Origin of the sequence: Pseudoalteromonas sp. T1lg24, assembly GCF_002964745.1 — a bacterium.
In the GTDB taxonomy this organism is placed as follows: Bacteria; Pseudomonadota; Gammaproteobacteria; order Enterobacterales; family Alteromonadaceae; genus Pseudoalteromonas; species Pseudoalteromonas spongiae.
On sequence record NZ_PQCB01000004.1, the window covers coordinates 1 to 12756 of the forward strand.

The 12756-nt window shown below is 39.8% G+C and carries 11 protein-coding genes; all 11 read left to right on the forward strand.

Translation table 11 applies throughout. From position 1 onward, the window contains the following. Window positions 1-530: 530 nt before the first annotated feature. The 11 genes from C2M30_RS21440 to C2M30_RS01380 all read left to right on the forward strand — a co-directional run bounded on the left by C2M30_RS21440 (window position 531) and on the right by C2M30_RS01380 (window position 12721). A complete protein-coding gene (locus C2M30_RS21440; RefSeq protein WP_158683292.1) occupies window positions 531-695 on the forward strand; it encodes a hypothetical protein in 165 nt (54 codons plus the stop codon). Window positions 696-1027: 332 nt separating this feature from the next. Then, complete coding sequence (locus C2M30_RS01335) at window positions 1028-3070, forward strand: prolyl oligopeptidase family serine peptidase (protein WP_442792795.1); 2043 nt, start codon at window positions 1028-1030, stop codon at window positions 3068-3070. 146 nt (window positions 3071-3216) lie between these two features. Next, on the forward strand, window positions 3217-3984 hold the full coding sequence (locus C2M30_RS01340; RefSeq protein WP_105170406.1) for a class II aldolase/adducin family protein: 768 nt from the start codon (window positions 3217-3219) through the stop codon (window positions 3982-3984). Window positions 3985-4130: 146 nt separating this feature from the next. Continuing rightward, window positions 4131-5306 (forward strand): mandelate racemase/muconate lactonizing enzyme family protein, encoded by a 1176-nt coding sequence (locus C2M30_RS01345; RefSeq protein ID WP_100914059.1) that lies wholly within the window; start codon window positions 4131-4133, stop codon window positions 5304-5306. Between the two features lie 60 nt (window positions 5307-5366). After that, a complete protein-coding gene (locus C2M30_RS01350; RefSeq protein WP_105170407.1) occupies window positions 5367-6122 on the forward strand; it encodes a glycosyltransferase family 25 protein in 756 nt (251 codons plus the stop codon). A 114-nt stretch (window positions 6123-6236) separates the two neighbouring features. Continuing rightward, window positions 6237-8198 (forward strand): S1 family serine peptidase, encoded by a 1962-nt coding sequence (locus C2M30_RS01355; RefSeq protein WP_158683293.1) that lies wholly within the window; start codon window positions 6237-6239, stop codon window positions 8196-8198. A gap of 48 nt (window positions 8199-8246) precedes the next feature. Next, window positions 8247-8648 (forward strand): hypothetical protein, encoded by a 402-nt coding sequence (locus tag C2M30_RS01360; protein ID WP_100914056.1) that lies wholly within the window; start codon window positions 8247-8249, stop codon window positions 8646-8648. 54 nt (window positions 8649-8702) lie between these two features. Further along, the gene (locus tag C2M30_RS01365; RefSeq protein ID WP_105170409.1) at window positions 8703-10250 is read left to right on the forward strand and encodes a sensor histidine kinase; all 1548 of its coding nucleotides are present in this window, start codon (window positions 8703-8705) and stop codon (window positions 10248-10250) included. Beyond that, the gene (locus C2M30_RS01370; RefSeq protein WP_105170410.1) at window positions 10250-10636 is read left to right on the forward strand and encodes a hypothetical protein; all 387 of its coding nucleotides are present in this window, start codon (window positions 10250-10252) and stop codon (window positions 10634-10636) included. Before C2M30_RS01365 ends, C2M30_RS01370 begins: the two co-directional genes overlap by 1 nt. Next, window positions 10623-12023 (forward strand): hypothetical protein, encoded by a 1401-nt coding sequence (locus C2M30_RS01375; RefSeq protein WP_105170411.1) that lies wholly within the window; start codon window positions 10623-10625, stop codon window positions 12021-12023. The genes C2M30_RS01370 and C2M30_RS01375 overlap by 14 nt, the downstream gene beginning before the upstream one ends. 11 nt (window positions 12024-12034) lie before the next feature. Then, window positions 12035-12721: a response regulator transcription factor gene (locus C2M30_RS01380; protein ID WP_105170412.1), complete on the forward strand. Its 687-nt coding sequence runs from the start codon at window positions 12035-12037 to the stop codon at window positions 12719-12721. Window positions 12722-12756: the final 35 nt, after the last annotated feature.

Below are 12756 nucleotides of genomic sequence, written 5' to 3' on the forward strand. Positions count from 1 at the left end.
GTGTGGGTTCGCCCACGTGAAAGTAGAACATCGCCAAGCTCCTAATTAAAGAAAGCCTCAACATTATGTTGAGGCTTTTTTGCATTTGAAGTTCAGAAAGGATAGGGCGAACGCCCATGTGCCTCTTCACCGCTGTGAGCACTTGAACATCACCATGCTCTTAACTAAAAAGCCCGCTCAATGAGCGGGCTTTTTGCGTTTTAGACATTAAAAGGTTTTAGAATTAAGCAGCCAGACTTCAGAATGTTGCTGAATCCTGAATCCTGAATCCTGAATCCTGAATCCTGAATCCTGAATCCTAAATCCTGAATCATTTAACGATATTAGATGTAAGATATTTCCTACTTTGCTGCACGAAAGCGGCTTTTTGTTCTTGGTAATCTCTTGAGTTAAAACTCTAATTCATTGAATTAATTTGTTTTTTGTAATTATTACAAAGTGGTTACAGTTAGTTGTTGAATTTAAATGCTTTTGCTTTGATCTAGATTAATTACACTATAGATATTGAAAGGCTAGGGAGAGGCTGACAAATGGAACATTTTGAACAAGATATTAAAGGTATAGAAGAAAATAGAATTCGCTTTTATACCGCCTGCCTAGAAACATTTTCTCAATTTGATTATAACGATCCTTATTTAGAGCAGATCAAGCAAGATATTGAACGTCTTAAAAGCAAGTCTTGCCAAAAAGATTAGTGTACAGCGAGTTTGGGGACTCGTTTCAGCCAAGGCTCACGCCTTGGCTTTTTTATTTCTAATTGCCTGTTTAACAGTAAATAATTGTAAAGATATGATGTGATAACTATCTATTTTATTGATTTATATATTATTTAATTTGAACTTGTTTGCTGGACAACAAACTGATAATTCCATATGTTAGTGAGTTAAATATACTCTAGGGAATTATCATGATTAAAAAAGCACTCGCACTTGCTGTGTGCACAGCTTTGGTTGGCTGTGGCGCTGAAAAAAGTGAAGAATCGGTTCAAGTTGAAAAGAAAACAGAGCAAACGGTAACACAAGCAGCTTTGACTTATCCTGAAACTAAGAAGGGTGAAGTTGTAGATACTTACTTCGATACGCAAGTTGCTGATCCATACCGTTGGTTAGAAGACGATATGAGCGAAGAGACAGCACAGTGGGTTAAAACGCAAAATAAAGTAACGTTTGACTACCTTTCTCAAATTCCTTACCGCGACAAGCTAAAAGAGCGTTTAACTAAGTTAATGGATTATGAAAAAGTAAGTGCACCTTTTAAAGAAGGTAAATACACTTACTTTTACAAAAATGATGGCTTACAAAACCAATATGTTATTTATCGCCAAGTTGAAGATGGTGAGCCAGAAGTTTTTCTTGATCCAAACACATTCAGTGACGATGGTACAACTTCTTTAGCGGGTATTACTTTCTCTAAAGATGGTTCATTAGCTGCATATCAAATCTCTGAAGGCGGCAGTGACTGGCGCAAAGTTATTATTATTGATGTTGAAACTAAGAAGCAAATTGAAGACACCTTAGTTGACGTTAAATTTAGTGGTCTTTCTTGGGTTGGTAACGAAGGCTTTTACTACTCAAGTTACGATAAGCCAGAAGGCAGTGAGCTGTCAGCGAAAACAGACCAGCACAAACTTTACTTCCATAAGTTAGGCACAAAGCAAGCTGACGACAAAGTTGTGTTTGGTGGTACAGATGCACAGAAGCATCGTTATGTTGGTGGTTATGTAACTGAAGACGATAGATACTTATTGATTTCAGCAGCAGTATCAACGTCGGGCAACAAGCTTTTCATTAAAGATTTATCTAAACCAAATAGCAAGTTAGAAACCATTTTAGACCACACTAACTCAGATACTCAGGTTATTGAGAACGAAGGTTCAAAGCTTTATTTAGTAACAAACCTAGATGCACCAAATAAGCGTATTGTAACGGTTGATGCTGCTAAGCCAACACCAGATAACTGGAAGGACTTAATCCCTGAAACTGAAAACGTATTAAACGTTTCAACGGGTGGTGGCTACATTTTTGCACGTTACATGGTTGATGCAATTTCTAAAGTACAGCAATACGACAAGAGCGGTAAGCTTGTACGTGATATCGAACTACCTGGCGTAGGTACTGCAGGTGGTTTTGGCGGTGAGAAAGAAGATAAAGAGCTGTACTATTCATTCACTAACTATAAAACACCAGGTACAACATTTAAGTTTAATGTAGAGACTGGTAAGAGCGAAGTGTACCGCAAGTCAGGTGCAGACTTCGATCCTGCGCAATTTGAGTCTAAGCAAGTATTCTATAAGTCAAAAGATGGTACAGAAGTACCGATGATCTTAACGTATAAGAAAGGCTTAAAGCTTGATGGTTCTAACCCAACTATTTTATACGGTTACGGTGGTTTTAACGTAAGCCTAACACCACGCTTTAGCCCAACGCGCGCGGCATGGTTAGAGCAAGGTGGTATTTACGCGGTTGCGAACCTTCGCGGTGGCGGTGAATACGGTAAGAAATGGCATAAAGCGGGTACGCAACTACAAAAGCAAAATGTATTTGATGACTTTATCGCTGCTGCTGAGTATCTAATTGCTGAAAATTACACATCGAGCGAAAAGCTAGCGGTAAATGGTGGCTCTAATGGTGGCCTACTTGTAGGTGCAGTTATGACACAGCGCCCTGAGCTATTCAAAGTTGCGTTACCAGCGGTAGGTGTATTAGATATGCTTCGTTACCACACATTTACAGCGGGTGCTGGTTGGGCGTATGACTATGGTACAGCAGAACAAAGCAAAGAAATGTTCGAGTACCTAAAAGCCTATTCACCAGTTCACAATGTTAAAGAAGGGGTTGAATACCCAGCGACTATGGTAACAACGGGCGATCATGATGACCGCGTAGTACCAGCGCACTCATTTAAGTTTGCTGCTGAGCTTCAAGACAAGCAAGCAGGTGCTAACCCTACACTTATCCGCATTGAAACTAATGCAGGTCATGGAGCGGGTACACCTACAAGCAAAATCATTGAACAATATGCTGATATTTATGGCTTTACACTTTACAACATGGGTGTGAAAAAGCTGTAATCAGGACTATTATTGATACACGAAAAAGCGCAAACTTGTATTGCGCTTTTTTTTTGCATAAAACTCAGAATTCTTTGGCTTAGATCATTGCCACCTATGGCTTGCTAATTTAGACTTCTATACATCTAACGAATTAGGACTTATCCATGTTTGCATTACCTGAAATAAACCTCAAAGGCAAAGTGTCAGATGAAGAATGGCAGTTACGCGTTGACCTTGCAGCTTGTTACCGTTTAGCCCATTACTACGGCTGGGACGATACTATTTATACTCATATTTCAGCTCGCTTACCTGGTAAAGATGAGTACCTAGTAAATGCGTTTGGTTTAACCTTTGATGAGATTACGGCATCAAACTTGGTAAAAGTAAACCTACAAGGTGAAATTCTTGATGACTCGCCGTTTGAGATTAACCCAGCAGGTTTTACCATTCACAGCGCGATTCACGAAGTGCGTCACGATGCGCAATGTGTTATTCACTTGCATACCAACGAAACCATTGTGGTTTCAAGCTTACAGGGCGGCTTAAAGCCAATTTCACAGCATGCAATGTTCCCACTGAGCAATATTGCTTACCACGGTTACGAAGGCCTCGCGGTAAATGCTGAAGAAAAAGCTCGCCTGCAAGCTGATTTAGGCAATGCACATACGTTAATGCTACCAAATCATGGTGCATTAACCTTAGGCCCTTCGATTGGCGAAGCCTTTATGCGTTGGGCTGATTTACAACGTGCTTGTGAAATTCAAGTGATGGCACTTTCAACTAGCCAGCCACTTATTGCCATTGATCAGAAAATTTTAGATACGGTAAAAGATCAGCAAAACAAAGTGCATGCAGGTAGTACAGGTGGTCAAAAATCTTGGCCAGCAATGCGTCGTTTAGCGTATCGCATCGATCCTAGTTTTTCCGAATAATTAGCAAACAAACATCAAAGTACTTCACTGGTTTGAAGTACTTTTAAGTCTCTGAATCTTTGCAAAGTGCAAAGTGCAAAGTGCAAAGTGCAAAGTGCAAAGTAAAAATTAAACGTTTGGCAACAATAATTAGGAGCCCAACAAATATGAAAGTAACTCGCGTCGAAGTGTTTGATACCCATTGCCCTGAGCGTCCGCAATGGAACCCCGTTTTTGTTCGTATTCATACGGACGAAGGGATTTCAGGTGTTGGTGAAGCTGGTCTTGCCTATGATCTAGGCCACAGTGCTGCAGCAAATATGATTAAAGAATTTGCTGAAGCGTTTTTAATTGGTTTTGACCCTTTCCAAACTGAAAAATTATGGTCGCGTATGCTGCGCGAAAGTTTTTGGGGCTTAGGTGGCGGCCCAGTAGTGTATGCTGCGATGAGTGCGATTGATACTGCACTTTGGGACATCAAAGGTAAAGCCCTTAACTTACCTGTTTACCAACTGCTTGGCGGTAAGGTAAATGACAAGCTGCGCACTTATGCATCGCAATTACAGTTTGATTGGGATGATGAATTTAAAGCGCTAGTGCAACCGCAAGAATACGCAGAAGCCGCATTAAAAGCGATTGCTGAAGGTTATGACGCGGTTAAAGTTGACCCAATCATGTATGACAAAGACGGTAATACTTACTACGAGCGCACTAAGATAATTTCTCGTGGTGAAATGAAGCTTTACCGCGCACGTATGGCAGCTATTCGAGAAGCGGTTGGCGACGAAGTGGATATTATTTTTGAATGTCATAGCTTACCAGGTGCAACAACGGCAATTCAGCTAGGTGAAATCGCTGAAGAGTTTGATTGCATGTATTATGAAGAGCCAGTGAACTACTTAAATCACTCGCTGCACGCTAAAGTAGCCGACAAAGTAGCGGTGCCAATTGCCGGTGGCGAGCGTTTATATAATCGTTGGGGTGTACGTCCTTACCTTGAAGATCAAAGTGTTGATGTATTACAACCTGATATTGGTTTGTGTGGTGGTTTTACTGAGACCAAAAAAGTATGTGACTACGCGGATATTTTTGATGTGCGTATTCAAGCGCATGTATGCGGCGGCCCTGTTGCAACTGCGGCATCTCTGCACCTTGAAACAGCTATTCCAAACTTTTTAATTCACGAGCATCACACCTATGCAATTAAAAAGTGGAACCGCGAATTATGTATTCAAGATCCGCAGCCAAAAAATGGTTTCTTCGAAGTATCAGAAGCACCCGGTATTGGCATTGAGCTAAACGATGAAGTAATTATGAAATCGCCACGTATTGAGATTAAATAAAACTGTAAACTAAGCTCATTACAATCAGGAATACCTAGCTGTTAGATTGGCGTTTTTACAATGCTAAACCAACCTAAAGTATTCCTGATTAATCTTGATAAAAGCACCGAACGCCTAAAAAAAAGTAGTGGACGATTAGCGGCGCAAAATATTCAATTTGAACGCATCCCAGCCATTGACGGCACAAAACTTACAAACGCTGAAATTCAAGCACATTATTCATCTCAATTAAATTCAAAACAGTATTACCGCAATCTTGGCTATGGTGAAATTGGCTGTTTCTTAAGTCATCGTTTGGCGTGGCAAAAAATTGTTGAACAAAAGTTGTCTTATGCAATTGTATTGGAAGATGACTTTCAACTAGCGGGTGATCTCAGCGCAGTATTTAGCACCATTGAATCGTTAAAGTTTGACTGGCAACTATTAAAACTTGCCGCTTATCAAAATCGCACCCGACCTATCAAAGCAACAAAACAAGTTAATGAACAGTTTGACTTAGTACTTCATAAAAAACCGCTCACAGGCTGTTGTGCGCAAGCAATTACTTTCAATGCTGCCAAACAGCTTTTAGCGATTACCGAGCAATTTGGTTGCCCTGTTGATACGCAAATTCAGCGCACGTGGCAAACTGGTGTATCTGTATATTCGCTTATGCCTTTTATGATTGAGCAAGATGGTAAAGTGGGCAGCGAAATTACTGCAGCATGTCAAAACCAAGTAATCAAAAAACACTTTTTTAAACGAAAGTACCAACAATTAACGGATGGGATTAATCATTACAAGCAAACACAAATTGCGTTATCAGAACTAATATAATGATTCAATTAGGTTTAAGTTAGTCCTACATAAAACTACATTTCTATAATATTGTCATGTTGCAAAAAGGTTTCTAATCAGTTTCAAGACATGATGAAAAGTATAGGAAATGTTATGAAAAAAGTTACGTTACCTTTCGCACTTGCAGGTTTGGCAGTATTTAATATGCCAGTTGTAGCTGCAGAGAAAGTCAATTTAGTTAAGCCAAAATCATTTAACCAAAACACACCTCGTATTATTAACGGTAAGCCTGCTACTCAAGGTGATTACCCGTTTATGACCTCACTTATTTCTGCACAAGCTGAGGGTATCTCGCCATTTTGTGGTGCGTCATTTATTGGTGGTCGCTATGTACTAACGGCATCACATTGTATTGAAGGTTCTGCCGCTGAAAACATGCACGTTTGGATTGGTGGGTATGATACAACTAAACCTGAGTCAGGTAAGCGTGTTAGTGTTGCTCAAATTTATGAACACGAAAACTACGGAGACATAGGTCTTAATAACGATATTGCCATTATTGAGCTTACAGAAGAAGTAACGGGTGTTACGCCAATCAAGTTAATGACCCCAGAGATTGAAGCGACTTTAAAAGATGGCTCTGAATTGACCGTTATGGGTTGGGGTAATATGAATCCTAACAGTGAAGCTGCTCCAGAGTATCCAGAAATTTTACAAGAAGTAAAAGTGCCACTTTATAACCGTGAACAATGTATTGCCGATTACACACAAGACGGTGAAACGGGCATTACGGATAATATGATCTGTGCCGGTTTTGTTGAGGGTGGCAAAGATTCGTGTCAAGGCGATAGTGGCGGTCCGCTTATCTTTAAACATCAAGAACAGTGGTATCAAGCGGGAGTTGTAAGCTTTGGTAATGGCTGTGCAGCGCCAAATGCACCAGGTGTATATGCGCGTGTTGCAAACTATAACGATTGGGTTGAAGCGAAAAAGTCAGGCGTTTCATACAAACAAATAAACCGCCAAGGTTTTGTTGAGCAAACTTTCAACGAGCAAGCGACATTTAATATTAAAAACGTTGGCAGCGATAACTTTATGGTGACCAACGCAGCAGTTGTTGGCGCAGAAGGTCTTGAATTAGCTGAGGTTGAACAAAACTTATGTGACGGAAAAACACTATCGTTTGAACAAAATTGTGATATCAAAGTACGTGTTAAAACAAATGCACCGGGCAATGCGGGCTTTGCGTTAAGAGTGACCACAAACGATGCAATTAACAAAGAAGCGATTATTTTCTACGGCGCGAATGTACTTGAGCAAGAGTCTGCGAATATGAATGAAATCGTGGGTAGCAATAATGATCGCGTTAAATGGTGGAGTGGTGGTGATTTAGCGTGGCAAGCGCAAACTAATAAGGCATCGCAAGGTGACTCTGCAATGGCAAGCGGAGATATCACTCACTTTCAACAAAGTGTTTTACTTGCAACGATTGATAACGACCGTGTTGAGAAGTTTAACTTTAAGCATTTAGTCTCGTCAGAGACTGATTGGGACTTTTTAACGGTTCGTCACAACAATCAAGTAATTTTACGCGCATCAGGTGTTGATAATACAGAGTTCACAGCACAAGAAGTGACGTTAACAGAAGGTGTGGATCGTATCGCGATTATTTATGCCAAGGATGAAACGGACTTTGATGAGGTAGGTGACGATAAAGCATATATTGACGAAGTGTCGACAGTACTTAAAAATACCGCGCCACAAAGCAAAGTTAAACAAGCCACAATCACAGTGGAAGAAGCAAAAGGTTTTGTACTTGATGCCAGCGAGAGCAGTGATGCAGAAGGTGACTCACTAACTTATAAGTGGGAAGTGACCGAAGGAACTATTGCCATTGCAGATGCGACAAAAGCGGTTATTAACCTTACGGCGCCAGCATACAAAGATGCTAAATCGCTGACATTTAAAGTGACAGTGACTGACCAATTTGGTGCAAATAGCAGTAAAACGGTTCAGGTTACAATTAATAAAAAGCCTAAGCGTAGTAGCGGTAGCACAGGTATTATGTTGTTATTAGCTGGTTTTGCTTTCGCAGCGCGTCGAAAATTAGCGTAAACATTTAAATTTGGAGAAGCCAGCTAGTTTAGCTGGCTTGACTATATTATGAAGCAATTACATATCACTCTTTCTGCATTATTAATGACGCTATTTACATCAGCGTGTAGTAGCACGGCATTATCTGAAACAATGACTGAACAAGAGCTCAATAATCTAGAAAAAATATACAGCTTTAATGCTAAGGCCGAGTATATTTCGTTTGTGGTAAAATCAACAGGTTGCACAAGCAAAGACGATTTTGAATTATTACAGCAAGAAGCTAAAGGTGTGTACGAGTTCGCACTAAAGCGCAATAAAGCAGATCTTTGCCGTGCGATGCCACGAGCATATCCTGTAACCTTTAAGTTACCTGAGGCGATAGATTCAATTGATTTAATTAAAGTTTTAAATCCGCGTTATGACAGTGAAGCGCAAAAAGCGGCCAAACGTACACGTAAACAAGGATAGCAATAGACCAATTTTAGTTAGTATTTTACCCTGCTGGTATCGTTAGGAGATCATTTGCAGACGTTATTTTTACGTATTTATGGTTCGGTTATTTTAGCAGTAAGCTTGGTCTTACTGCTTTCCTACCTTGTATTTTCTTCGGTGAACCAATACCGTTACCAGCAGCATTTGGCTGAGCAACTTTCTGGCACCTTGTACCTACTCAAGCAGGGTATTAATCGACAAACTAACACTGCAAACCGTGAACGTTGGCTCGAGTTAGTTGCATCGCTTATGAATGTATCGCTGACTTTAGTCGATAAACCACCGAATCTAAATAAAGTCAGTATCTCTAACAATGTTCAAGCCAATAATGGTTACATTGTTGAATACCCAATTAACGACACTCATTTATTAACCATGCATTTAAATGGTGTGAGTGAGCAAATTGCCACCGGCACAGCATTTTTATTACTTAATGAAATTGGTTTATACAGTGCGCAACAGCGCCAAGCGGCATTTGATACCATTAGCAATCAATTTCACTACCCGATTAACCGGGTTAATGAGGCGAGCCAATTGCTCGATAGTGAGCAATTAGAGCGCTTAGCACGCGGCGAAATGGTTATTGTTTGGCAAACTGAATTTGATAGCAGCTTGTCGTTTGATATTTATGCGCCTTGGGGTAACTCTCAAGATTTACTTAAATTAGGCACAATCAAAATATTTGAGCAATATCCCCACTGGCTATTAATCTCAGGATTTATTGCCATGCTGAGTGTATTAGCTGTGGTGATACTATTTATTATTCGCTTGTTAGTTAAACGTTTAACTTATATTCAAGACAAGGTAGATGCTATCGAACCTGAGCTAATACAAGCGGAAGAAATACCACAAAACCTTGATGTGATTAACCAGTTAACTTGGAAAATCGATCAAATGGCACTGCGGATCACACGCTTAATTGAGCAAAAACACCAAATGTTGCGCGCTGTATCTCATGACTTACGAACCCCTTTATCAAAGGCGCAATTTAGGCTCGAAACATTAAATATTCAATTGGGTGTCGATAACGCCTTAATCGCACAAACTAAAGCCGACCTAAATCAGCTTAACTTATTAATAAGTGACTTACTTAGCTATGAAAAGCTCACTGATAACAAAGCAATAGTTAAAGAAAATGTCGCGTTAAATTCGTTTGTGCTCGCGATTGTGCAAGGAATGCAAATAGTCTTTCCTCACATTAAATTTACCTTTCAAGCACAACAAGAGTGTACGCTCAAAATCAATAAACAGCTTTTTACACGCATGCTCGAAAATTTACTGAATAATGCCGCGCGCTTTGCAAAAGAATCGGTAACGGTTCAGCTAACAAATCATCAGCAAAATATCGTGTTAGATGTAATTGATGATGGCCCCGGTGTTGATGAGCAAAGTAAACAGCACATCTTTGAGCCGTTTTACCAACAAGATCAAAGCCGCAGTAATAAAACTTCCGGTTATGGATTGGGTTTGGCAATAGTACAGCAAATTGCATCACAACATGATGCCGATATCATCTTGATTGATACGCAAGTAGGCGCTCACTTTAGTATTCATTTTCAGCCTAAAGGGAGTGAATAATGAGAACGCTATTTTTCCTTTTTTGCCTGCTTAATGCACCTTCCGTATTTGCTGCGCAACCACCTAAAAAAGAGCCGGAGAATTCACCGAGTAACAAAGTGCTTAAACCACAAAGCGACAGCAAGAATACAATTGACTGGGGTGATTGGGATAAAAAATTTCAACCTCAGCAGCGTTATGGTGTTGGCATTAAAGGCAAATTACAAAATGCGATCAGTGAGTTAGATAAAAGTAACTTACTTAATGATACAAGCGGTGTGTCAAGTACGCCGAAAACGTCCACTGATAAAAATAAAAAACGAAAAGACATCAAGAAAATGAAGCAGGAACTCAAGGCGCTTGAAGAAAAAGTAAAACAAGAGATTGAAAGCGATGAAGACTATTAAATTATTTAAGTTTGCGATTGCTCACCTATTATTGGCACAGATAATTAATCCGTGCTTTGCAAGCGATAAAAATCAACCGCTTAGTGCGTTCGAGCAAGCAATGCTGCACAATGAGCGCGGTGAATGGCTTGAAGCTGAAACACTGCTTAGCTATCAATTATCGCAAAATCCGATGCAGCACCGCGTGCGTTTAGAGTTGGCATTAACGCAAATGCAATTGGGCAAATTTGACGTAGCAAAAGAGCACTTGTTAAGTTTAAAACACGTGACTGAATTGCCCGAAAACGTGCGCTTTAATATCGATATTATGCTTAACGAGATTAACGCTAAATCGCAGCTTGCAGAGGTTGAACCATCAAAAAGCCAGTGGGGACTTATTGGCACACTTGCTACCGGGTACGATGACAACGTTCGCTTTAGCTTTGGCGACTATTTTTTAGATGACGATCCGTACTTAGATAGTTTTTACTTTGTATTACCTGATGGCAAAGAATATTTTATTTCTCAAAAAGGCTATTTGTATAGTTTGGATGGCGAAATTGTGATGCCTGAAGAACTCGGTATAGACATTTCCCCATTTCTTGAAAAGCCAAATTCAATGTTTGTTGAATCGGCGGCCATCATAAATTACCGCTATTTGGGCGAGCAGGTAAATTGGAAAAACAATTTGCTGATCCGTAATATCGATAATGCTGATTTTAGTGATTACGATAAACTGCTATTTAAACTCGATTCCGAACTAGCATGGCCGCTGGCAAGCGATAAAGAAATCGCCTTGCAATTTGAACAGCGAAATCAGTTTAGAGGTGGCGAGCCACAAATTACATCGAGTGCATTAACATTAGGCTACCGTCTGTTTTCAAAAAGTAGTGAGTGGTACATGTATGGTCAGTACATGGATAGAAGTTTTAAAACCATAGAAGTGCAGTTTGGGGACTTTTCATATACCAATTATGGCTTTGATAATAAGTCTTGGGCGGCTGGTGTTGAATGGAATAAACTTTTTTACAACAATCAATTGTTAGCTAAAGTACAATTTGAATTAAAGAGCAACGACGCAAGCGATGGGCTTAATTATTTAGGCGCTATTTTAAAAACTGCGTTAGTTTATCAGTTAGATGATAAATGGAGTGTTGCGGGTTATGTGAACTTTTTTCAGCAAGATTACAGTAAAAGTGATTTAATCGAAGCTTACGGGTTGGATGAAAATAGCGAACTGGCAACCATTGATAAAAGCTTACGTATTGGTTCTAAAGTTGATTATCAAATTAATCAACAGCTCTCAGTTTTTGTTTCAGCAGATTGGGGCGAGCGTTCGTCAGATATTTACTGGGGTGTGCAAAGTAATACAGTACGAGCAAAGCTAGGATTTAACTTCGAATTTTAAAGTGGCATTAAATGGAAAAATATAATCTGATAATTGTTGAAGATGATGCGGAGTTGGCGAGTTTAACACAGTCGTTTTTTCAGCAGTTCGAGTTTAATTGTACTGTGATAAGCGAAGGACAAACCGCAGTACAACAGATTATTGCCGAGCAACCAGATTTAGTGTTACTGGATTTAATGCTGCCAGATATCGATGGTATGCAAGTATTCCAACAAATAAAGCCAGCCTACACAGGTAAAGTGGCAATGTTAACTGCGCGAGGTGACACCATTGATCAGGTGTTGGGTTTAGAGTTTGGTGCTGACGACTATATTTCGAAGCCAATCGAGCCGCGTTTATTATTAGCAAAGTGTCGCGCCCTATTGCGCCGAGAAGTGAATGCTGAAGTAACTAAAGAGCAGGGTATTTCATTTAACGACATCACTATTAATAAGCATAAGCGTGAAGTTAAAAAGCGAGATCGTGTATTAGAATTCGCAGCCCCTGAGTATGATTTATTGCTGTTGCTGGTGGAGCATAGTGGTGAAGTGATAACGCGAGATACTATCTTCAAAACGCTGTGGGGCATTGATTATGATGGTCAAAATCGCCAAGTGGATATTTATATTTCATCGATTCGCAGTAAGTTAGAAAGCGACCCAAATCAGCCAAGCATAATTAAAACTGTGCGTTCTAAAGGCTATTTATTTACTGGATAATTTCATTTGATGTGAAAGTAAAAAAGGGTATCAAA